Raw genomic sequence first — 20,873 nt, 5'->3', positions numbered from 1 at the left:
TCCCCGGCCTCATGCCCGGGCGGCGGCGCCGAGCCCCACCGGGTGCGGCGTCGCCGGGGGGTGCACACCAGCCGCACCTGGCACCTGGCACCTGGCACCTGGCACCTGGCCGCTCTCGCCCGTCACCGTCAACGTCTCGTCGGGCAGGGCGACTTCGCCCTCTCCTGGTGGTCCGCCCCCCACAGCCGCCGGAACGCGACCGCGGACATCGCGGACAGGCCGAGGACCGAGGCGCTGACCGGGCTCGCGTCCGGGGACATCGCGGACCTCGTCGCCCACACGACGAGCCGCCCTGGCACGTGAACCCGCGCCAGGCCGTCGTCCTGCCGACCCGGCAGGCATGACGCGGGGCGGGCTCTACTCCTCCCAGTCCGAACCCCGGCGTTCCTGCCGCTCCCGCCGCTCACGCCGCCGCTCCCCGAAGTGCGGCCAGGCGCCCGCGTGCAGGGCGTTCACGCCGACGATGCCGCCCCAGGCGATCAGCAGTCCGGGCAGGTGGGCGTTGACCACGGCGATCGCGGACAGCGGGATCGCGAGGACGAGGGTGACGACGGCGAAGCCGAAGCCCTCGCCCCAGCCGTCGCCGGCCGCGCGGCCGGTGCGCGCGTCGCGGGCGACGGCCATCTGCTGCTCGGCGAGCTGCCTGCGCACCCGGCGGTCCACGGAGGAGTCCAGGCGCTGCTCGACCTTGTCGAGGAACGAGTCGACGAGCGCGGTCTCGTACTCTTCGCCGAGTTCCCTGCGGGCGTGCAGGGTGGCGTCGAGTTCCTTCTTCAGTTCGGCGTCACGTGCCTGTTCGCGGGCTTCCATACCGTTCACGGTACGGAGCCGGGTCCCGCGGGGCATTGGGGTTAACCCCCCTTTCGCCGGTGCCGCGCCGGGCGAGCAGCCAGTACAGGGCGGCCGGGACGACGAGCCCCACGATCCAGGACACGTCCGCGCCGCCCAGCGGTGCGACGAGCGGACCGGTGTAGAAGTGGGTGGCCAGGAACGGGAGCTGGACGACGAGCCCGATCCCGTAGACGGTGAGCGCGTCCCGGCGCCAGGCGCCGTAGCGGCCGGCCGGGTCGGCGAGGGCCGGGATGTCGTAGCGCCCGCGCGAGATCAGGTAGTAGTCGACGAGGTTGATGGCGGACCACGGCGTGAAGAACGTCAGCAGGAACAGCAGGAAGTCCTTGAAGGACGACAGGAAGCTGTCCTTGCCCGCGAGGGCGACGGCCGTGCCCGCGACCATGATGACCGCGATGTACAGGGCCCGGCCGCGCCGCGACAGCACGCGCTGCCCGCGGAAACCGCTGACGCCCGTCACCATCGACATGAAGCCGCCGTACGTGTTGAGGACGTTGATGGTGAGCTTGCCGAGCGCGATGACGAAGTAGAAGAACGACGCGGCGAGGCCGGCGCCGCCGAGCGAGACGACGTAGCCGACCTGGTTGTCGAGGAACGCCTCCCCCGAACTCGCCGCGACCAGCACACCGAACGTCATCGACCACTGCGAGCCGAGCGCCGAGCCGGACAGCGTCCACCAGAACGTGGCCTTCGCGCTGGTGGTGCGCGGCAGATAGCGCGAGTAGTCGGCGACGTAGGGGCCGAACGCGAGCTGCCACGACGCCGAGAGCGACACGGCGAGCAGGAACATCGGCAGCGAGAAGTGCGCGTCACCCAGCAGCTCACCGAGGTCGACACGGTCCACGAGGCGGGCGCCCAGGTAGAGGAAGGCGAGCGCGCAGACGATGCTCGCGACGCGGCCGAGGACGTGGATGACGCGATAGCCGACGGCCGCGACGACGGCCGTGACGAGCGCGAAGACGACGATGCCGGTCGTGTCGTCGGTGTGCGTCAGTTCGGCGGTCGCCTGCCCGGCGAGGACGCTGCCGCTCGCGAAGAAGCCGACGTACATGAGGATCACGAGGAGCAGCGGCACGGCGGCGCCCTTGACCCCGAACTGGGCGCGGGACTGGATCATCTGCGGCAGGCCGAGTTTCGGGCCCTGCGCCGAGTGGAGCGCCATGACGGCGCCGCCGAGCAGGTTGCCGAGGACGAGCCCGGTCAGCGACCAGACCACGTCACCGCCGAAGACGACGGCGAGCGCGCCGGTGACGACGGCGGTGATCTGGAGGTTCGCGCCGAGCCACAGCGTGAACTGGTTGAACGCGCGCCCGTGCCGCTCACTGTCCGGGACGACGTCGATGGAGTGCTTCTCCACTACCGCTGCCATGCGCGGGCCTCCCTACTTCTTGCTGAGCCCGTGGCGGCGGGCGTAGTCGTGCGCGACGTCCTCGGGGTCCTTCTTGTCCTTGTCGACGAGCCGGTTCAGCTCGGTGAGCTGCGCGGTGGTGAGGACGTTGCCGAGCCTGGCCAGCGCCTTGCGGACGGTGGAGTCGGCCTTGCGGTCGGCGATCAGGGGGACGACGTGCTGGCCGGGCACCAGGTTCCTGGGGTCGGTGAGGACGACCCAGTGCTCGGCGGCGATGTCGGTGTCGGTGGTGAAGAGGTTCGCCACGTCGACGTCCCCCTTCTTCAGGGCGCCCTTGACCAGCGGTCCCGAGGAGTCCAGGGACTTGAACTCCTTGAACTCGACGCCGTAGACGTCCTTCAGGCCGACGGCGCCGACCTGTCGCTTCTTCACCTCGGGGGCGGCGCCGATGACGAGCTTCCCGTTGTGCCGCGCGAGATCCGCGAGCGACGTGAGCCCGTACCTGTCGGCCGTCTCCCGTGTCACCACGAACGCGTCGGAGTCCTCGGCCATCCCGTACGGGAGGATCTGGAGCCCCGCGGGGAGCGCCATGGCGAGGGCGTTCTGCATCTCGCCCTCCTCGGTGGCGGTCGACTTGGTGTCGAGGTAGTGCAGCAGGGCGCCCTGGTACTCGGGAAGCAGGTCGATGTCGCCGCCCTTGAGGGCGGGGATCAGGATTTCGCGGGTGCCGAGGTTGGGCCGCACGGTGGTCTTCACACCGGCCGCTTCGAGGACGGCCGCGTACAAGTGGCCGAGGACCTGGTTCTCGGTGAAGTTGGCGGTGCCGATGGTGACGCCGCCCTTGCTGGAGCCGCCGCCCGAGCCGCCGGAGCCCCCTCCGTCGAGCGAGGTGATGCCGCCGGAGCAGGCGGCGACGGCGGGGACGGAGGCCGCGGCGAACAGGCCGCCGAGGAGAGTGCGTCGGTTCATCTGGGGTTCTCCTAGGCGGACGTGAGGGCGGAGGGCCGGTGGCGGAAGAGGAGGCGCTGGAGGCCGGAGAGCGCGAGGTCGAGGACGACGGCGACGACCGCGACGAGGACGGCGCCGCCGAGCACCTGCACGAGGTCGCGCTGGGCGAGCCCGTCGAAGACGTAGCGGCCGAGCCCGCCGAAGGAGACGTACGCGGCGATGGTGGCGGTCGCGACGACCTGGATCAGCGCGAGCCGCAACCCGGTCATGATCAGCGGCAGCGCGAGCGGCAACTCGACCTGGAACAGCACCTGATGGGCCCGCATGCCCTGGCCGCGCGCGGCGTCCCGCACCTCCGGGTCGACCGCCGTCATCCCGGCGTAGGTGTTGGTGACGATGGACGGCACGGCGAGCGCGACGAGGGCGATGTAGACGGGCCACATCGACAGGCCGCTGGCCAGGAAGACGAGGACGACCAGCCCGACGGTCGGCAGGGCGCGGCCGAAGGAGGACAGGTTGATGGCGACGAAGGCGCCGCGCCCGGTGTGCCCGATGAGCAGGCCGACGGGCAGCGCGATGACGGCGGCGACGAGCGTGGCGATCAGCGAGTACTGGAGGTGCTCGGCGAGCCGGTGTCCGATGCCGTCGGGCCCGGCCCACTGCTCGCCGCTGACCAGCCAGGACCCGAGGTCCTTGAAGAGTTCGTACATGGTCGCTCACACCTTCCTGGTCCGGGCCCACGGCGTGAGCAGCCGTTGGACGACGACGAGTGCCGCGTCCGCGACCAGCGCGAGCAGCAGCGTCAGGACGACGCCGACGATGACGGGCGTCGGGAAGTTGCGCTGGAACCCGTCGGTGAAGAGCTGGCCGAGGCCGCCGTCGCCGATGTAGGTCGCCACGGAGACGAGGGAGATCGACATGACGGTGGCGATCCGTACCCCCGCCATGATCACCGGGAGCGCGAGCGGCAGTTCGACGGTGAGCAGGGTCCGCAGCGGCCTGGTGCCCATGGCCTTCGCGGCTTCCTTGGTCTTCTGCGGTACGGAGTCGAGCCCTTCGACGGTGTTCCGCAGGAGGACGACGAGGGTGTAGATCGTCAGGCCGGTGACGGTGGTGGTGCGGGTGAGCCCGGAGACCGGCAGGAGCAGCACGAAGACGGCGATGGAGGGGATGGTGAACAGGACGTTCGACAGCCCGAGGAGGAAGCCGCGCAGGGGCCTGACCCGGTGGGCGACGACGGCGAGCGGCAGCGATATCAGCAGTCCGCACAGGACCGCGCTGAACGCCGCTTGCAGATGGGAGAGGGTGAGAGTGGTGAGGTCGGAGCCGTGGGAGCCGATCCAGTCCCAGTCGACGGTCATGCGGCGCCCCGTCCGTTCGGCACATCAAGCCCCTCCGGCGACACATCAAGCCCCTCCGGCGATTGAGGAGCGGGGTCCGGGGCGGAGCCCCGTGACGGTGCGCCCGACAGGGCCGAGGCGTGAGCGGCCCCGGCTCCCACATGGATGTCGTCCCGGGACGAAACCCCGGTGAACACCCCGTCCGCGTCGACCCGCACCACCATCCCCACGGGCGACGCGACAGACTCGTTCAGCGCGGACAACAGCGAATCCGTATCGCGCAGCGGCCGGACGGGAAGCTCGTCCCCGGTGTCCCGCGCACGCCAGTGCAGAGGCTTGCGGGCGGCATCCAGCACCAGTTCCCACGACCCCCCGTCCGGCAACGGCGCCCGCGCCACGCCCCCCAGCACGCTCAGCGACAGAAGCTTGAGACCCCGCTCGGCCCCGAGGAAGTCCGCCACGAACGTGTCGGCGGGCCGGGCCAGCAGCTCCGCGGGTGCCGCGCATTGCACGAGGTGCCCGCCCTCGCGGAACACGGCTATCCGGTCGCCGAGCCGCACCGCCTCGTCGATGTCGTGCGTGACGAAGACGATGGTCTTGTTCAACTCCTTCTGGAGCCGCAGCAGTTCGTCCTGGAGCTGGGCGCGCACGACCGGGTCCACGGCCCCGAACGGCTCGTCCATGAGCAGCACCGGCGGGTCCGCGGCCAGCGCCCGGGCCACGCCGACGCGCTGCTGCTGGCCGCCGGAGAGCTGGTGCGGGTAGCGCTTGCCCATCTCGGGGGCGAGCCCGACCCGTTCGAGGAGGGCACCGGCGGTGGCGCGGGCCTTCTTGCGGCCCCAGCCGAGCAGCAGCGGGACGGTGGCGACGTTGTCGAGGACGGTGCGGTGCGGGAACAGGCCGGCCTGCTGGATGACGTAGCCGATGGAGCGGCGCAGCTCGGCGGCGTCCTGGTCGAGGACGTCGCGCCCGCCGACCCGGATGGTGCCGGAGGTCGGGTCGACCATGCGGTTGATCATCCGGAGGCTGGTGGTCTTGCCGCAGCCGGAGGAGCCGACGAAGACGGTCACGCCCCCTTCGGGCATGGAGAGCGACAGGTCGTGCACCGCTGTCGTGCCGTTCGGGAATCGCTTGTGGACCGCTTCGAACTGGATCATGGAGCGCCTCTGGAGTCCTCTTGCCCGGTCTGCATATCGTCATGCAGAGTTCTCGGTGCGTGAATAACTTGTCAATGGTCCCGCGTGAATCACCGGTGAATCCCCTCGGGCTGCCCGGAATGTGAGACGCACCTGCCCTGGTCAGGGCGATTGACACCCGTTCGAGGAGGAACAGCGCGTGATGCCCGATACGGCTCCCCCGGTCGTCGTGCTCGACGGCCACGGCCTCCCCGTCGACGACGTGGTCCGCCTCGCCGACGCGGGCGCCCGTCCCGTCCCCGGCACCGACGCCATGAAACGCGTCGAGGAATCCTGGAACGCGGCCCGCGAGATCGCCGCATGGGGCCGCGTCTACGGCCGCTCCACCGGCGTCGGCGCCAACCGCAGCGAGGACGTGCCCACCGAGGCCGCCGCCGACCACGGCCTGCGCCTGCTGCGCAGCCACGCCGGCGCGATCGGCGCCGAACTCCCCGAGCGCGAGGTCCGCGCCATGCTCGCCGTCCGCGCCAACCAACTCCTCGCGGGCGGCGCGGGCCTGCGACCCACCGTCGTGACCGCCCTGTGCGAAGCGCTGGAGAACGGCGCCCACCCCGCCGTCAACGAACACGGCTCGGTCGGCACCGGCGACATCGCCGCCCTCGCCCAGATGGGCCTGGCCCTCGCGGGCGAACACCCCTGGCGCGGCAAGGGCACCCCGCCCGCCGCCCAGCCGCTCGACAACAACGACGCGCTCGCCCTGATCTCCAGCAACGCCCTCACCCTCGGCCAGTCCGCCCTCGCCCTGCACGAACTGCGCGCACTCCTCACCGCCACCCAACTCGTCGCCGCCCTCAGCCTCCTGGCCGTCGACGGCTCCTACGAGGCCTACGCGCTCCCCGTCCACGAGGCCCGCCACCACAAGGGCTCCTACGACGTCGCCGCCCGGATGCGCACCCTCCTCGGCGCCCCCGACCGCCCCACCCCACCGCTCGGCCGCATCCAGGACCCCTACGGCTTCCGCTGCCTGCCCCAGATCCACGGCCCCGCCCACGACGCGGCGGACGCCCTCGAAGCCGTCCTCACCATCGAGATCAACGCCGCCGCCGAGAACCCGCTGATCTCCCCCGAGGACATGACCGCCTACCACCACGGCGGCTTCTACCTCGCCCAACTCGCCCTCGCCCTCGACCACTTCCGGCTCTCCCTCACCCAGGTCGCCCGCCTCTCCACCTCCCGCCTCTCCACCCTCAACGAACCCGCCTACACACGCCTGCGCCCCTTCCTCGCCGACGGCGCACCCGGCGCCTCCGGCGTGATGATCCTGGAGTACGCCGCCGGAGCCGCCCTCGGCGACCTGCGCGCCTTCGCCGCCCCCGCCTCGCTCGGCCACGCCGTCCTCTCCCGCGGCGTCGAGGAACAAGCGAGCTTCGCCTCCCTCGCCGCCCGCCAGACCCTGCGGCTTTGCGCCGCCTACCGCCAGATCGTGGGCTGCGAACTCGTCGCCGCGGTCCGCGCCCTCCGCCTGCGCGACCACCGCCCCGACCCGACCCTGCCGGTGGGCCGCGCCTTCGAACTGGCCGACGCGACCCTGGAGCCAGACCTCACGGACCGACCGCTCACGGGGGACGTGGAGCGGGCCGCACACCTGCTGACCCACTTCGCGGAGTGACTCAGAGCTTGCCGCCGACGACCCCGCGCCAGGTCAAGACCGCCCGTTCGAACTCCCACTGCTCCTCCAGGGCGCGCGCCTCGTGCCTCTCCCGGTCGAGCCGCATCCGGATCCGCACCGCGTGCGTCACCCGCGTCCGCGAGAAGAAGGTCTGCCGGGCCGGCTCCGCGATCCGTCACTGAGCCACCAGGCCGGCACCGCGCGATCCCCGGAACCCCTGGCGCCCCTCCGCCCGGCTGAATAAGCTCATGCACATCAATGCCCCCCTGAATGGACCGTCGGGGAGAACGGGGAGACATGAACGACCGCACGGACAGCGGCGGGCACGGTCAGGGCCCGGCCGCCCGCCTCCAGCACCTCTTCGAGGGCCACCGCCTCACACCCACCCAGCGACGCATCGCCCACTGCATGGTCCGGCGCGCCGCCGACGTGCCGTTCCTGTCCTCCGTGGAACTCGCCGAACTCGCCGGGGTCAGCCAGCCCTCCGTGACCCGGTTCGCCGTCGCCCTCGGCTTCGACGGCTACCCGGCCCTCCGCAGACACCTGCGCGAAGTGGCCCCCACCGAGCCCGCCACCACCACCGAGGCCAACGAGTACCAGCAGGCTGTCGAAGCGGAGATCGCCAACCTGCGCCACCTCGCCGATCTCCTCGCCGACCCCGAACCCGTCGAGCGCGCGGGCCGCCTCCTCGCCGCCTCGCAGCCGCTCCTGGTCCTCGGACTGCGCGCGGCGGCCTCCCAGGCCTACGGGTTCTCCTACTTCGCGGCGAAGGTCCACCCCGACGTCCGCCTCCTCGACGAGGGCGGCACGATGCTCGCCGACCGGATCGACACGGCCGTCCGCGCCGGCGCCACGACCCTGCTCTGCTTCGCCCTGCCCCGCCACCCCCGCGAGGTCGTCGACGCCCTCGCCTACGCCAGATCGGCCGGGCTCACCGTGGTCTCGGTGGCCGACTCGGCCTTCGCGCCGGTGGCCAAACACTCCGACCTGCTGCTGCCCGCCGCCGTCGGCACCGGCCTCGCCTTCGACACGGCCTGCGCGCCGATGCTGCTCGGCCGGGTCCTGCTGGAAGCGATGTGCGACGGCCTGCCCCAGGCCCAGGCCCGCCTCGACGCATTCGACGTACGGGCGGCGGAGCGCGGCCTCTTCGTGGAGTAGGGCGGCGCAACGAGAATTGCGCGGGGACCGCCGCACCCCCTGTTACGGGGGGCGGGACGACGGCGGTCCCCGCGAGGGGCACGACACCGAGTCAGGACCAGGTGTCACGCCCAGGGCGTCCATGGAGATCCGGGAGCCGCTCCGGAGATTCCTCGACGCCGCTTCTCGTCGTCCGAGGCGGGGAGCCGCTCCCGCCCCTTCCGACATCCACCAATGTGCCGGACCCGTGTTAAGCGGGTGCTGCGCGCACGTGACGCGCTCGTACCGTTTTCGCGAACCTACTTACCCGAGCTCTTCGCCAAAAAGGCCAGCAGGTCCTGACGGCTCACCACGCCCCTGGGCCTGCCCTCGACCAGCACGATCGCGGCGTCCGCCGAGCCGAGCACGGCCATCAGGTCCGCCACCGGCTCGCCGGAGCCGACCTGCGGCAGCGGCGCGGACATGTGCTTCTCCAGGGGGTCGCCCAGGGAGGCACGCTGGGCGAAGAGCGCGTCGAGCAGCTCGCGCTCCACGACGGAGCCGACGACCTCCGCGGCCATCACATCGGGGTGGCCCGCTCCGCGCTTGACGACGGGCATCTGCGAGACACCGTACTCACGCAGCACCTCGATGGCCTCGCCGACGGTCTCCTCGGGGTGCATGTGGACGAGTTCGGGCAGCGAGCCGCCGTCCTTGTCCTTGAGGACGTCGGCGACGCGCGCGCTGGGCCCGGAGTCCTCCAGGAACCCGTACGACGACAGCCACTCGTCGTTGAAGATCTTCGAGAGGTACCCGCGCCCGCTGTCCGGCAGCAGCACCACCACGACGTCGTCCGGGCCGAGCCGCTCCGCGACGCGCAGCGCCGCGACGACCGCCATGCCGCAGGAGCCGCCGACCAGGAGGCCCTCCTCCTTGGCGAGGCGGCGGGTCATCTGGAAGGAGTCCTTGTCGGAGACCGCGACGATCTCGTCGGCGACCTTGCGGTCGTAGGCGGTCGGCCAGAAGTCCTCGCCGACGCCCTCAACGAGGTACGGGCGCCCGGAGCCGCCCGAGTAGACCGAGCCCTCCGGGTCGGCGCCGACGACCTTGACGCGGCCGTCGCTGGCCTCCTTCAGGTAGCGGCCGGTGCCGGAGATCGTGCCGCCCGTCCCGACGCCGGCGACGAAGTGCGTGATGCGCCCCTCCGTCTGCTCCCACAGCTCGGGGCCGGTCGAGTGGTAGTGGGAGAGCGGGTTGTTCGGGTTGCTGTACTGGTCGGGCTTCCAGGCGCCCGGCGTCTCACGGACCAGCCGGTCCGAGACGTTGTAGTACGAGTCCGGGTGCTCCGGGTCGACGGCGGTCGGGCAGACGACGACCTCGGCGCCGTACGCCCGCAGCACGTTGATCTTGTCGGTGGAGACCTTGTCGGGGCACACGAAAATGCACTTGTACCCCTTCTGCTGCGCGACGATGGCGAGGCCGACACCGGTGTTGCCGCTGGTGGGCTCCACGATCGTGCCGCCGGGCGCGAGCTCCCCGCTCTGCTCGGCCGCCTCGATCATGCGCAGGGCGATGCGGTCCTTCACGGAACCGCCGGGATTGAAGTACTCGACCTTGGCCAGGACGGTCGCCCGCAGCCCTTCGGTCACCTTGTTGAGCCTCACGAGCGGGGTGTTGCCGACGAGGCTGATCATCGAGTCGTGGATCTGCACGTTGTCTCCGGGTCTCCTACTGAGGGTTGCGGCAAGGGTATGCCGCACATCGGCTCTTCATCTGCCGTTGCGATTGGCCGACGGTGATTACGGGGCAAGCACTTCATGGGCCGTAAAAGAGAAGAGGTGGCCGCGGAACATGTCGAGCAGGGCAAGGGTGGCACGGCGGATCGCCGCGGGTGCGGCGTACGGCGGCGGCGGGATCGGGCTGCTCGGCGCGGCCGCGGTGGGTGTGGTGCTGGCCGAGGTGCAGTTCGCGCGGCGCCAGGTGGGCAATCACGGGGCCGCGCCGATCCATCTGCCCTCGGCCGACGGGCTGTACGGCAGGGCGTACGGGGATGCGGGCACGGAGCCGGTGCGGTTCGCGATGCTGGGTGACTCGACGGCGGCGGGGCAGGGTGTGCACCGGGCGCGGCAGACGCCGGGGGCGCTGTTGGCGTCGGGGCTCGCGGCGGTGGCGGAGCGGGCGGTGCAGTTGCGCAATGTGGCGTTGCCGGGGGCCATGTCGGACGATCTGGACCGGCAGGTGGCGCTGGTTCTCGCGGATCCGGACTGGCGGCCGGACGTGTGCGTGATCATGATTGGGGCGAATGACGTCACGCACCGTATTCCGGCCACGAAGTCGGTACGTCATCTGTCGGCGGCGGTGCGGCGGCTGCGTACGGCGGGTGCCGAGGTGGTGGTGGGTACGTGTCCTGATCTGGGTTCGGTGGAGCCGGTGCAGCAGCCGTTGCGCTGGCTGGCGCGGCGTGCGTCGCGGCAGTTGGCGGCGGCGCAGACCATCGGCACGGTGGAGCAGGGCGGGCGGACGGTGTCGCTGGGGGATCTGCTGGGTCCTGAGTTCTCGGCGAATCCGCGTGAGTTGTTCGGCCCCGACAACTACCACCCGTCGGCGGAGGGGTATCAGACGGCGGCGATGGCGGTGCTGCCGACGTTGTGCGCGGCGCTGGGGCTGTGGCCGGACGAGGAGCGTCCTGACGTGTCGCGTGCGGAGGGTTTCCTGCCGGTGGCGCGTGCGGCGGCGAAGGCCGTGGAGGAGGGCGGTACGGAGGTGACGGCGGCGATGCCGACGGGGCCGCGGGGACCGTGGGCGTTGTTGAAGCGGCGTCGGCGGCGGCGTACGCCGGTGCAGGATCCGAGTCCGGCGAGGTTCAGTTCGTCGGACGTCTGAGCGGTCCGGGTCCGCCCACCCCCTGGACCACCCCCTGAGCAAGCGCTTAGAAAAATGCGGCAGGGGTCACACGGCCACACCGGTGACCTAGGGGATACGTACGGGTAACTTCCCAAGCGGTCCTGCATTTCGCCAGACACCCATGGAGCCGTGATGCCCGAAGCCGTAATCGTCTCAGCCGCCCGCTCCCCCATCGGCCGCGCTTTCAAGGGCTCTCTGAAGGATCTGCGCGCCGACGACCTGACCGCGACGATCATCCAGACCGCCCTCGCGAAGGTCCCCGAGCTCGACCCGCGCGACATCGACGACCTGATGCTCGGCTGCGGTCTGCCCGGCGGCGAGCAGGGCAACAACCTGGGTCGCATCGTGGCCGTGCAGATGGGCATGGACCACCTTCCCGGTTGTACGGTCACCCGTTACTGCTCGTCGTCGCTCCAGACGACGCGGATGGCGCTGCACGCCATCAAAGCGGGCGAGGGCGACGTCTTCATCTCGGCGGGTGTCGAGATGGTGTCGCGCTTCTCGAAGGGGAACTCCGACTCCCTGCCCGACACGCGCAACCCGTTCTTCGCCGAGGCCGAGGCCCGCACGGCGGCCGTGGCGCAGCAGGAGGGCACGTCCTGGCACGACCCGCGCGAGGACGGCCTGGTCCCGGACGCGTACATCGCGATGGGCCAGACCGCCGAGAACCTGGCGCGCCTGAAGGGTGTCACCCGCGAGGACATGGACGCCTTCGGTGTCCGTTCGCAGAACCGCGCCGAGGAAGCCCTCAAGAACGGCTTCTGGGAGCGGGAGATCACCCCGGTGACGACCCCCGACGGGACGGTCGTGAGCAAGGACGACGGTCCGCGCGCGGGCGTCACCATGGAGGGTGTCGCGGGCCTCAAGCCGGTCTTCCGTCCCGACGGCATGGTCACGGCGGGCAACTGCTGCCCGCTGAACGACGGCGCCGCCGCGCTCGTGATCATGTCGGACACCAAGGCCCGCGAGCTCGGCCTGACCCCGCTCGCCCGCGTGGTCTCGACCGGCGTCTCCGGCCTGTCCCCCGAGATCATGGGTCTGGGTCCGGTGGAGGCGAGCAAGCAGGCGCTGAAGCGGGCCGGTCTGAGCGTCGGCGACATCGACCTGTTCGAGATCAACGAGGCGTTCGCGGCGCAGGTCATCCCGTCCGCCCGCGACCTCGGGATCGACGAGGACAAGCTGAACGTCAACGGCGGCGCCATCGCGGTCGGCCACCCCTTCGGCATGACGGGCGCCCGCATCACGGGCACGCTGATCAACAGCCTCCAGTTCCACGACAAGCAGTTCGGTCTGGAGACCATGTGTGTCGGTGGCGGTCAGGGCATGGCGATGGTCGTAGAGCGGCTGAGCTGAGCCCGGGGGACCTTTCGGAGAGCGGCTGACCTGCGTCTGGCTATGCAATCGTGATCCAATCTCCCCCAGGATGTGACGTGCGTCTCGGGGGAGAAGCCTTTTCGCAGGTCAGCCGGTACCCGGCCCCTATAGGGGCTAAACGCATGGCCAAAAGACCTGTCCAATTCGTGACGTAATGCACTGACAGCCGGTTCGTCCAGGCTTCAAGCTGATGTAGGAAGTCGGGGGTCGACTTGAAACCGGGAGTACGTCAGTGAGCGCCATCCCTCTTGCATTGCTGCTCGCCACGGCCGCTGCCACAGCCGTCGGCGCCACCACCCTGCACAACGTCCGGGGTCTGCGACGGCAGCTCGCGGACCTGCGCGAGGAAGTGGCACGTGACCGCGCCGCCGGCGCGCGCCCCGGCGTGCCCACGCCCCGCACCACCTCCGCCCTGGCCGACACCGACGCCATCCGGGTCGCCGTGGCCGACGCGCTCGCCGAGGAGCGGGAGCGCGAGCTGGCGGAGGCGCGGGCGTTCTGGGCGGCGCAGGAGGCGCGTGACACCTCGGACCTGCCGCCGTTCCTGGCCGGTGGCAGTGCGCTGAGCGAGGAGTTCTTCCTGCCGCGGCAGGCCGATTTCGCGGGTCTCGAACCCCTTGTCGAGTCGGCGCTCGAACCCGAGGACGAGTTCTCCCCCAAGGAGTCCCTCCAGGGCGGCGCCCCCAGCGAGTCGCCCGAGCTGGCCGCGGCCCGGCGCCGGCACCCCTCGCACCCGGACTTCGTCCCGGTCCAGTCGCCGGTCGGCAGCGACCACGAGCGCACGGTGGCGTGTCTTGAGGAGCTGGCGCACACCCGCACGGCGCTCTCCGACGTCCGTCCGGGCCCGCTCGGCACGCTCGACGTCTACGTCTTCGCCGACGGTACGACGCTGTGCATGACCCCGGGCCACCGCGAGACGGCGGAACAGCTCGCCGCGGCGCTGCGCGACGGTGACACCCCGGTCCTGCTCGGCGGCTCCGGTGTCTCGGGCGCCTACGCCCTGACCTTCGAGTGCGCGGGCGCCACCGTGTACATCCTGGCCGACCGGGTCATAGCCTCCGCCTGACCCGGGGCGGCGGGCCCGGCCGGACCCGCTCCGGCCGGTTCAGACGCCGGCGCGCTTCATGGCCGTCTCGACCAGCTCGACGGCCTGTGCCAGTTCGTCCGCCTCCCGCAGGGCGACCGCCAGGTCCCGCGCGGCGACCGTGATCTGGTCGGCGGCGGCGAACATCCCGGCGTCCGGCATCTGGCGCACCTGCGCCCCCGGGTCCTCCAACCGCTGGGCCCGCGCCGACAGTTCTCTGGCCAGGCCCAGGGCCTCCGCGGCGGCACCCCGCTGGAGCCGACTCTGCGGGGCGGCCCGCAGCCGATCCGCGAACAGGTCCACCGCGGCGGTCAATGGCGTCGTATCAAGCACTCGGCGACTGTAGCTGTTTACAAGGGGGCGGCGCTCAGGCACGGTGGCGTGAAGGACAGGCCACATCGAAGCGTTCCGGAGGCGCCGATGTCCCAAGTGTTCTACGCGGAGACCCACCGCAATCTGCTGGCTCGTATTCCCCACTGCACCGGTCGTGAGATCTCCGACTGGTTGCGCACCGTCGAAGAAGGCCCTTGTTTCCTTCGCTTCGAGGAGAAGGTGAGCTGGCTCCGCGGTGAGCACGATCTCGCCTACGGCCATGCGAAGGCGATCGTCCACGAGTACGACCTGAGGCGCGCCGCACGACGGTTCGGCTAGCTCCCCTCCCTGACCTCCACCCCCACACACATACGGCAAGGGGCCCGCGCACCCGAAGGTGCGCGGGCCCCTGACTGCCGGGACCGGGGTCCGCTAGTCGTTGCCCTGGAGGATCGCGATGAGGCGCAGGAACTCCATGTAGATCCAGACCAGCGTCATGGTCAGGCCGAACGCGGCGAGCCACGCCTCGTCCTTGGGGGCGCCGTACGCGATGCCGTCCTCGACCTGCTTGAAGTCCAGGGCCAGGAAGCAGGCACCGAGCAGGATGCCGATGACGCCGAAGAGGATGCCGAGGCCGCCGCTGCGGAAGCCGAGGCCGTCACCGCCGCCGAAGACGGCGAACAGCAGGTTCACGGCCATCAGCAGGACGAAGGCCATCGCGGCGGCCATGACGAAGCCGTAGAAGCGGCGGTTGACGCGGATCCAGCCGGCCTTGTACGCGACGAGGACGGCCGCGAAGACGGCCATCGTGCCGAGCACGGCCTGCATGGCCGCGCCGCTCGCGATGTAGTTGTCGACGACGCTGGAGACGACACCGAGGAAGACACCCTCCAGGGCGGCGTACGCGAGGATCAGCGGCGGGGACGCCTTGCGCTTGAAGGCCTGCACGAAGCCGAGCACCATCGCCACGAGGCCGGCGCCGATCGCGATGCCGTACGACCTGGAGAGGTTGGCCTCGTCGACCGGCAGCAGCGCCCAGGCGAGGGCGGCGGTGACGATCAGCGTGCCGAGCGTGGTGGCCGTGCGCATGATGACGTCGTCCATCGTCATGCGGCCGGTGGTGGCGGGCGCCTGCGGAGCGCCGTACTGCAGGTCCTGCTGGGCGTAGGGGTTCTGCGCGTACGGGTTGCCGGCGGGCGCCTGGCCGTACGGGTGGGTCTGTGTCCCGACCGCGGGGCCCCCGGCCTGCGGCTGCTGCGCGTTGAACTGCGCGTAGCCGTTGTCGCGGCTGAACCCCCGTCGCGAGAAGACCGGGTTGCTGCTCCTCATCTCACTCCTCCATGGCCACCGTGTATGGCCTTGCCACAAGAGTAATGGTCTGGCAAAGATCCGGCCCTAGTGCTCAGGGAGGATCTTTCCCATCCTGTTACCGGCAACGTCCGGCGTACTCCCTGTGTTCCCCCGGACGCGGCCTCGCGGCGCTGTTCAGAGGGGAAATCCGGTGTAGGCCTCGGCGAGGTCGGTCTCCGCGGCCCTCGACGTGGTGAGGCGGTCGAGCCGGGCCCGCTGGATCCGGTCGTCGAAGGCGCTCGCGTCGGGCGCGCTGTGCAGCATGGCCGTCATGGCGTAGGAGAAGCTCTCGGCCTGCCAGACGCGCCGCAGACAGGTCTCGGAGTAGGCGTCGAGGAGCGCGGAGTCGCCCTTCTCCAGATGGGCGGTGAGGGCGCGGGCGAAGGTGACGACGTCGCCGACGGCGAGATTGAGGCCCTTGGCGCCGGTCGGCGGGACGATGTGCGCCGCGTCCCCGGCGAGGAAGAGGCGGCCGTGCCGCATCGGCTCCTGGACGTGGCTGCGCATGGGGGTGACGGACTTGGCCGTGATCGGGCCGCGCGCGAGGCGCCAGTGCGGGTCGTCGACCTCCAGGCGGCGGTCGAGCTCGTCCCAGATCTCGTCGTCGGCCCAGTCGTCGGCGTTCGTGCCCGCGGGGACTTGCAGGTACGCGCGCGTGACCGTGGGTGAGCGCATGGAGAGCAGGGCGAAACCGCGGTCGCTGCGGGCGTAGACCAGCTCGTCGTGGGAGGGGGCGACGTCGGCGAGGATGCCCAGCCAGCCGAACGGGTACGTGCGCTCGTACGTCCGGGAGAGCGCCTGCGGTATCGCGGTGCGGGCGACGCCCCAGAATCCGTCGCAACCCACGACGTAGTCGCACTCCAGGACGGATTCGCGGCCCTCGTGGCGGTAGCGGACGCGCGGGCTCTCGCCCTCTGTGCCTTCGACGGCCTCGACGGCCAGCGCCTCCGCCTCGAACAGGAGCGGGCCGCCGTCGGCGAGCTGGGCCGCGATGAGGTCCTTGCAGACCTCGGTCTGCGCGTAGACCATCACCGACCGGCCGCCGGTCAGGGCGGGGAAGTCGACGCGGTGGCGGCGCCGGTCGAAGCGGAGCTCGATCCCGTCGTGCGGCAGGCCCTCGCGGTCCATGCGCGCGCCGGCGCCCGCGGCGCGCAGGACGTCGACGGTGCCCTGTTCCAGGATTCCGGCGCGCTGGCGCCGCTCGACGTAGTCCCGGTCGCGGCTCTCCAGGACGACCGACTCGATCCCGGCGTTGTGCAGCAGCCTGGCCAGGAGCAGTCCGGCCGGGCCCGCTCCGATGATCCCGACGGTGGTGCGCATACGGATCCCTCTCGCGTCATTGCGTTCGCCTGGCGAACTTTCGTTCATTCAGGCTCGTGCGGATCCTCCGCCCCCGCCGTGCGGGTGTCAATGGTCTTGCGGGCACGACGACGCGCCCGCGCGCGTGAGCGAACGCGGGGAACCGGCGGAAAACGGGGAAGAAGGGTGGGCGACGGGGCGGAGGAACGAGGTCGGAGGTGCCCGGAACCGGACTTGAACCGGTACGCCCGCAAGGGCAGCGAGGTTTAAGCTCGCCGTGTCTGCATTCCACCATCCGGGCAGGCTGTGGGGCTCCGCGTCGACCTTCCGAGCCTATCCGTCGGCATCCCCCGGTCAGCGGAACATCAGCCCGATGTTGTCTTATTTTATTGGCGTCTGAGGGTGCATCAGCGCACGACAGTGGCCATACGCACTTGCCGGAGGCGTTTCCAGGTCGAGCTTCCTGTTTCTGTGGATTGACGGGATTTCACCTGCGGGGTCGACCGCGCCGAACGCTTGCGCGCCGGACCCCGCACCGGCCCCCGTGTCGGGGTTACGTGTCATCCCCAGGTATGACGCACGCTCCGCCCGTCCGACCGAAGTCGCCCCCAGGAACGGGAACTGCGGCTGACTTCACGGGCCGGATCCGCCGAGACGATGGAACAGTCCCCAGCAGTCGTCCCGACAGGAGCCCCACCCGTGACCACCACCCCCCTCGCCGGCCGGACCACCACAGCGGCGGCCCGCGCCACGGAGCTCTCCAAGGTCTACGGACACGGCGAGACCCAGGTGGTCGCGCTGGACCGGGTCACCATCGAGTTCCACCAGGCCCAGTTCACCGCGATCATGGGCCCGTCCGGCTCCGGCAAGTCGACGCTGATGCACTGCGTGGCGGGGCTCGACACCTTCTCCTCCGGCTCGGTCCGCATCGGCGAGACCGAGCTGGGCTCCCTCAAGGACAAGCAGCTCACCAAGTTGCGCCGGGACAAGATCGGTTTCATCTTCCAGGCGTTCAACCTGCTGCCGACGCTGACCGCCCTGGAGAACATCACGCTCCCCATGGACATCGCGGGCCGCAAGCCCGACAAGCAGTGGCTGGAGAACGTGATCCGGATGGTGGGCCTCGCCGACCGCCTCGGTCACCGGCCCTCCCAGCTCTCCGGCGGTCAGCAGCAGCGTGTGGCGGTGGCCCGTGCCCTGGCCTCCCGGCCGGACATCATCTTCGGTGACGAGCCCACCGGAAACCTGGACTCCCGCTCCGGCGCCGAGGTCCTCGGCTTCCTGCGCAACTCCGTACGGGAGCTGGGCCAGACCGTCGTCATGGTCACGCACGACCCGGTGGCGGCGGCGTACGCGGACCGCGTCGTGTTCCTGGCCGACGGCCGCATCGTGGACGAGATGCACGCGCCCACGGCCGACACGGTCCTGGACCGCATGAAGCGCTTCGACGCCAAGGGCCGCACGAGCTGACGCCCCGCGCCCCGCGTTCCGCCCGCCCGCCCGCCCCGCCGCACCCTCACCCCAGGACTGGCAGACACACACCCATGTTCCGCACCGCTTTGCGCAACGTCTTCGCGCACAAGGCCCGCCTGTTGATGACCGTGCTCGCCGTCATGCTCGGCGTCGCGTTCGTCTCCGGCACCCTCGTCTTCACCAACACCATCTCCTCCGCCCTGGAGAAGTCCTCGTCCAAGGGCTTCGACCACGTCGACGTGGCCCTCACCGGCGGCTACACCGAGGCGAAGGGCGACAAGGTCGGCAAGGAGACCGAGCTGACCGACGCCACCCTGGACAAGGCGCGGAGCGTGCCGGGCGCCGCCTCCGCGTACGGCGTGGTGAGCGGGTACGCCGCCGTCGCCGACCAGGACGGGAAGCTCGTCGGCAACGGCTTCTCCACCATGGGCGGCAACTACTGGGGCACCGCGAAGAACCCCGACGCGCGCTACCCCTTCGAGGACGGCGCCGCCCCGCACGGCCAGAACCAGGTCGCCCTCGACGCCGAGACCGCCAAGCGCGCCGGGTACAAGGTCGGTGACCAGGTGCGGATGTCCGTCGACGGGCCGGTCCTGACCCCGACCCTCACCGGCGTCTTCACCACCGACGACGGCAACGTCGCGGCGGGCGGCTCCCTCGCCCTCTTCGACACCGCGACCGCGCAGCGGCTCTTCCACAAGCCGGGCGCCTACGACGAGATCGACGTGCGGGCCGCCGCGGGCACCAGCCAGGACCAGCTCATGGCCGGACTCGACAAGGCGCTCGGCAAGGACGAGATCGAGACGCGGACGGGTCAGCAGCTCGCCGACGAGCAGGCGCGGACCATCTCCCAGTCGATGAGCTCGATGAAGCAGTTCCTCCTCGGCTTCGCGGGGATCGCGCTGTTCGTCGGCATCTTCATCATCGCCAACACCTTCACGATGCTGGTCGCCCAGCGGACCAAGGAACTGGCCCTGCTGCGCGCCGTCGGCGCCTCCCGCCGCCAGGTCACCCGCTCCGTCCTCCTCGAGGCGTTCGTCGTGGGCGCCGTCGCCGCCGTCACCGGGCTCGCCGTCGGCATCGGCATCGGCGCGGGCATGCGCGCCCTGATGGACTCCACGGGCGCGATCATCCCGGCCGGGCCGCTGGTCGTCTCCGCCGGCACGGTCGCCTCCGCGCTGGTCGTCGGCGTCCTCATCACGATGCTGGCCGCCTGGCTGCCGGGCCGCCGCGCCGCGAAGATCCCGCCGGTCGCCGCGATGAACACGGTGCACGCCGCCCCGACCGCGAAGTCCCTGATCCTGCGCAACACCCTCGGCTCGCTCGTCTCGGCCGCCGGTGTCGTCGCCGTGCTCGCCGCGACGACCATGAGCGGCGACAGCGGGCAGGCGCCGATGGCGTTCGGCGCCGCCCTGCTCGTCATCGGCGTCTTCATCCTCACGCCGTTGCTGTCCCGCCCGCTGATCGCCGCCGCGGCCCCGCTGCTGCGCGCCTTCGGCATCTCCGGCAAGCTGGCCCGCCTCAACTCGGTGCGCAACCCGCGCCGCACCGCGGCCACCGCCTCGGCGCTGATGATCGGCCTGACCCTCATCACCGGCCTCACGGTCGTCGCGGGCAGCCTCCAGACGGCGATCGACAAGATGGCCGCCGACTCCCTCAAGGCCGACTACGTCGTCTCCATGGCGAACGGGAACGCGCTCTCCCCCGACGTCCTGAAGACCCTCGACAAGACGCCCGGCACCACGGCCGTCAGCGGCATGTCCAACGCCGACTCGCGGATCGACGGTGACTCCGAGTACCTGACGGGGGTCAACGGCGAGACGATCGGCCGGCTCGCCGAACTCCCCATGAAGGAGGGCAGGTTCACCGTCGGCGGCACGCAGGTCGTCGTCGACGACAAGACCGCGCGGGACCACCACTGGACGGCGGGCTCCCGGTTCACCGTCGCCTACGAGGACGGCAAGAAGCAGCGGCTGAGCGTCGCCGGCGTCTACACGGCCAACGAGATGCTCAGCGGCATCATGGTCGACGCGCCCACCCTCGCCCCGCACCTGACCGAGGCCGCCTCGGACATGCAGGTCATGCTGAAGATGTCGGGCGGCGCCTCCGACGCCACCAAGGACAAGCTGACCAAGGCCCTCGGCGAGAACCCGGCCATCAAGATCCAGGACCGGCAGGACATCTCCAACGAGGTCGCCCAGATGTTCACGCTGATGCTGAACATGCTCTACGGCCTGCTCGCCATGGCGGTCATCGTCGCCGTGCTCGGTGTCATCAACACCCTCGCGATGTCGGTCTTCGAGCGTCAGCAGGAGATCGGGATGCTCCGCGCCATCGGCATCGACCGCAAGGGCATCAAGCGCATGGTCCGCCTGGAGTCGCTGGTGATCTCCCTGTTCGGCGGCGTGCTCGGCATCGGCCTCGGCGTCTTCTTCGGCTGGGCCGCGGGACAGCTCATCGGCAACGCCATGGCGACGTACGAACTGGTGCTGCCCTGGGGCCGGATCGGTGTCTTCCTCGCGCTCGCCGCGGTCGTCGGCATCCTGGCGGCCCTGTGGCCGGCCCGCCGCGCCGCCCGCCTCAACATGCTCGCCGCCATCAAGGCCGAGTAGCGACCCGGGAAGTCACGTGGCTGGGGGCGTCCGGTGCCGAACACCGGGCGCCCCCAGCC

General features: G+C 70.9%; 20 protein-coding genes and 1 tRNA gene. 9 read left to right on the top strand and 12 right to left on the bottom strand.

All coding sequences use genetic code 11. The features are described from left to right. Nucleotides 1-60 precede the first annotated feature (60 nt). Complete coding sequence (locus ACIRF8_RS28550; RefSeq protein ID WP_404219223.1) at nt 61-303, top strand: hypothetical protein; 243 nt, start codon at nt 61-63, stop codon at nt 301-303. 54 nt (nt 304-357) lie between these two features. On the opposite strand, the gene ACIRF8_RS28545 is transcribed toward ACIRF8_RS28550, so the two are convergent. Genes ACIRF8_RS28545 through ACIRF8_RS28520 form a run of 6 tightly spaced genes read right to left on the bottom strand, consistent with a single transcriptional unit; the run spans nt 358 to nt 5,642 of the window. Then, a complete protein-coding gene (locus ACIRF8_RS28545; RefSeq protein WP_404219221.1) occupies nt 358-810 on the bottom strand; it encodes a hypothetical protein in 453 nt (150 codons plus the stop codon). Beyond that, entirely contained in the window at nt 785-2,218 is a 1,434-nt protein-coding gene (locus ACIRF8_RS28540) for a purine-cytosine permease family protein (RefSeq protein ID WP_404219218.1), read from the bottom strand. The genes ACIRF8_RS28545 and ACIRF8_RS28540 overlap by 26 nt, the downstream gene beginning before the upstream one ends. Nucleotides 2,219-2,230: 12 nt before the next feature. Then, entirely contained in the window at nt 2,231-3,166 is a 936-nt protein-coding gene (locus ACIRF8_RS28535) for an ABC transporter substrate-binding protein (RefSeq protein WP_404219216.1), read from the bottom strand. Between the two features lie 11 nt (nt 3,167-3,177). Beyond that, entirely contained in the window at nt 3,178-3,855 is a 678-nt protein-coding gene (locus ACIRF8_RS28530; RefSeq protein WP_404219214.1) for an ABC transporter permease, read from the bottom strand. A gap of 6 nt (nt 3,856-3,861) precedes the next feature. Then, nucleotides 3,862-4,506 (bottom strand): ABC transporter permease, encoded by a 645-nt coding sequence (locus ACIRF8_RS28525; protein ID WP_404219212.1) that lies wholly within the window; start codon nt 4,504-4,506, stop codon nt 3,862-3,864. Then, complete coding sequence (locus ACIRF8_RS28520) at nt 4,503-5,642, bottom strand: ABC transporter ATP-binding protein (protein ID WP_404219210.1); 1,140 nt, start codon at nt 5,640-5,642, stop codon at nt 4,503-4,505. Before ACIRF8_RS28520 ends, ACIRF8_RS28525 begins: the two co-directional genes overlap by 4 nt. 181 nt (nt 5,643-5,823) lie before the next feature. Between ACIRF8_RS28520 and ACIRF8_RS28515 the strand changes: the two genes are divergently transcribed. Further along, nucleotides 5,824-7,290: an aromatic amino acid ammonia-lyase gene (locus ACIRF8_RS28515; protein WP_404219208.1), complete on the top strand. Its 1,467-nt coding sequence runs from the start codon at nt 5,824-5,826 to the stop codon at nt 7,288-7,290. 1 nt (nt 7,291) lies between these two features. On the opposite strand, the gene ACIRF8_RS28510 is transcribed toward ACIRF8_RS28515, so the two are convergent. Beyond that, nucleotides 7,292-7,420, bottom strand: a complete 129-nt coding sequence (locus ACIRF8_RS28510; protein ID WP_404219206.1) for a hypothetical protein — start codon at nt 7,418-7,420, stop codon at nt 7,292-7,294. 167 nt (nt 7,421-7,587) lie between these two features. On the opposite strand from ACIRF8_RS28510, the gene ACIRF8_RS28505 reads away from it, so the two are divergent. Continuing rightward, nucleotides 7,588-8,448, top strand: a complete 861-nt coding sequence (locus ACIRF8_RS28505; RefSeq protein ID WP_404219204.1) for a MurR/RpiR family transcriptional regulator — start codon at nt 7,588-7,590, stop codon at nt 8,446-8,448. Between the two features lie 278 nt (nt 8,449-8,726). Here ACIRF8_RS28505 and ACIRF8_RS28500 read toward each other — a convergent pair whose 3' ends face one another. Further along, entirely contained in the window at nt 8,727-10,118 is a 1,392-nt protein-coding gene (locus ACIRF8_RS28500) for a cystathionine beta-synthase (protein ID WP_404219202.1), read from the bottom strand. Nucleotides 10,119-10,257: 139 nt separating this feature from the next. On the opposite strand from ACIRF8_RS28500, the gene ACIRF8_RS28495 reads away from it, so the two are divergent. The 3 genes from ACIRF8_RS28495 (at nt 10,258) to ACIRF8_RS28485 (ending at nt 13,750) form a co-directional block, all read left to right on the top strand. Further along, entirely contained in the window at nt 10,258-11,289 is a 1,032-nt protein-coding gene (locus tag ACIRF8_RS28495) for an SGNH/GDSL hydrolase family protein (RefSeq protein ID WP_404219200.1), read from the top strand. Nucleotides 11,290-11,442: 153 nt separating this feature from the next. Further along, nucleotides 11,443-12,663 (top strand): acetyl-CoA C-acetyltransferase, encoded by a 1,221-nt coding sequence (locus ACIRF8_RS28490; RefSeq protein ID WP_404219198.1) that lies wholly within the window; start codon nt 11,443-11,445, stop codon nt 12,661-12,663. A gap of 262 nt (nt 12,664-12,925) precedes the next feature. Continuing rightward, nucleotides 12,926-13,750: a hypothetical protein gene (locus tag ACIRF8_RS28485; protein WP_404219374.1), complete on the top strand. Its 825-nt coding sequence runs from the start codon at nt 12,926-12,928 to the stop codon at nt 13,748-13,750. Nucleotides 13,751-13,789: 39 nt separating this feature from the next. On the opposite strand, the gene ACIRF8_RS28480 is transcribed toward ACIRF8_RS28485, so the two are convergent. After that, nucleotides 13,790-14,101, bottom strand: coding sequence for a hypothetical protein (locus ACIRF8_RS28480; RefSeq protein WP_404219196.1), 312 nt, complete (start codon nt 14,099-14,101; stop codon nt 13,790-13,792). 87 nt (nt 14,102-14,188) lie between these two features. Here ACIRF8_RS28480 and ACIRF8_RS28475 point away from each other — a divergent pair, with 87 nt between their 5' ends. Continuing rightward, nucleotides 14,189-14,419 carry a DUF4287 domain-containing protein gene (locus ACIRF8_RS28475; RefSeq protein WP_404219194.1) on the top strand — a complete coding sequence of 77 codons (231 nt, stop codon included), beginning with the start codon at nt 14,189-14,191 and terminating at the stop codon, nt 14,417-14,419. Between the two features lie 93 nt (nt 14,420-14,512). Here the strand turns inward: ACIRF8_RS28475 and ACIRF8_RS28470 are convergent, their stop codons facing one another. The 3 genes from ACIRF8_RS28470 to ACIRF8_RS28460 all read right to left on the bottom strand — a co-directional run bounded on the left by ACIRF8_RS28470 (nt 14,513) and on the right by ACIRF8_RS28460 (nt 17,030). Beyond that, nucleotides 14,513-15,409, bottom strand: coding sequence for a Bax inhibitor-1/YccA family protein (locus ACIRF8_RS28470; RefSeq protein WP_404219192.1), 897 nt, complete (start codon nt 15,407-15,409; stop codon nt 14,513-14,515). A gap of 156 nt (nt 15,410-15,565) precedes the next feature. After that, nucleotides 15,566-16,750 carry a 4-hydroxybenzoate 3-monooxygenase gene (locus tag ACIRF8_RS28465; protein ID WP_404219190.1) on the bottom strand — a complete coding sequence of 395 codons (1,185 nt, stop codon included), beginning with the start codon at nt 16,748-16,750 and terminating at the stop codon, nt 15,566-15,568. Between the two features lie 198 nt (nt 16,751-16,948). After that, nucleotides 16,949-17,030: transfer RNA gene (locus ACIRF8_RS28460), tRNA-Leu, on the bottom strand. Between the two features lie 398 nt (nt 17,031-17,428). On the opposite strand from ACIRF8_RS28460, the gene ACIRF8_RS28455 reads away from it, so the two are divergent. After that, nucleotides 17,429-18,199: an ABC transporter ATP-binding protein gene (locus ACIRF8_RS28455; protein WP_404219188.1), complete on the top strand. Its 771-nt coding sequence runs from the start codon at nt 17,429-17,431 to the stop codon at nt 18,197-18,199. A gap of 74 nt (nt 18,200-18,273) precedes the next feature. Next, the gene (locus ACIRF8_RS28450; RefSeq protein ID WP_404219186.1) at nt 18,274-20,814 is read left to right on the top strand and encodes an ABC transporter permease; all 2,541 of its coding nucleotides are present in this window, start codon (nt 18,274-18,276) and stop codon (nt 20,812-20,814) included. Nucleotides 20,815-20,873 lie beyond the last annotated feature (59 nt).

Origin of the sequence: Streptomyces sp. NPDC102406, assembly GCF_044765725.1 — a bacterium.
Lineage (GTDB): Bacteria > Actinomycetota > Actinomycetes > Streptomycetales > Streptomycetaceae > Streptomyces.
Note: the sequence above shows the minus strand (reverse complement) of the source record. Positions and strands in the feature narration are given on the sequence as shown.

Excerpts from the sequence above, each read along its gene's own strand:
- ACIRF8_RS28545 (WP_404219221.1), bottom strand. The coding sequence starts at position 810 with ATGGAAGCCCGCGAACAGGCACGTGACGCCGAACTGAAGAAGGAACTC.
- ACIRF8_RS28540 (WP_404219218.1), bottom strand. The coding sequence starts at position 2,218 with ATGGCAGCGGTAGTGGAGAAGCACTCCATCGACGTCGTCCCGGACAGT.
- ACIRF8_RS28535 (WP_404219216.1), bottom strand. The coding sequence starts at position 3,166 with ATGAACCGACGCACTCTCCTCGGCGGCCTGTTCGCCGCGGCCTCCGTC.
- ACIRF8_RS28530 (WP_404219214.1), bottom strand. The coding sequence starts at position 3,855 with ATGTACGAACTCTTCAAGGACCTCGGGTCCTGGCTGGTCAGCGGCGAG.
- ACIRF8_RS28525 (WP_404219212.1), bottom strand. The coding sequence starts at position 4,506 with ATGACCGTCGACTGGGACTGGATCGGCTCCCACGGCTCCGACCTCACC.
- ACIRF8_RS28520 (WP_404219210.1), bottom strand. The coding sequence starts at position 5,642 with ATGATCCAGTTCGAAGCGGTCCACAAGCGATTCCCGAACGGCACGACA.
- ACIRF8_RS28515 (WP_404219208.1), top strand. The coding sequence starts at position 5,824 with ATGCCCGATACGGCTCCCCCGGTCGTCGTGCTCGACGGCCACGGCCTC.
- ACIRF8_RS28505 (WP_404219204.1), top strand. The coding sequence starts at position 7,588 with ATGAACGACCGCACGGACAGCGGCGGGCACGGTCAGGGCCCGGCCGCC.
- ACIRF8_RS28495 (WP_404219200.1), top strand. The coding sequence starts at position 10,258 with ATGTCGAGCAGGGCAAGGGTGGCACGGCGGATCGCCGCGGGTGCGGCG.
- ACIRF8_RS28490 (WP_404219198.1), top strand. The coding sequence starts at position 11,443 with ATGCCCGAAGCCGTAATCGTCTCAGCCGCCCGCTCCCCCATCGGCCGC.
- ACIRF8_RS28475 (WP_404219194.1), top strand. The coding sequence starts at position 14,189 with ATGTCCCAAGTGTTCTACGCGGAGACCCACCGCAATCTGCTGGCTCGT.
- ACIRF8_RS28470 (WP_404219192.1), bottom strand. The coding sequence starts at position 15,409 with ATGAGGAGCAGCAACCCGGTCTTCTCGCGACGGGGGTTCAGCCGCGAC.
- ACIRF8_RS28465 (WP_404219190.1), bottom strand. The coding sequence starts at position 16,750 with ATGCGCACCACCGTCGGGATCATCGGAGCGGGCCCGGCCGGACTGCTC.
- ACIRF8_RS28450 (WP_404219186.1), top strand. The coding sequence starts at position 18,274 with ATGTTCCGCACCGCTTTGCGCAACGTCTTCGCGCACAAGGCCCGCCTG.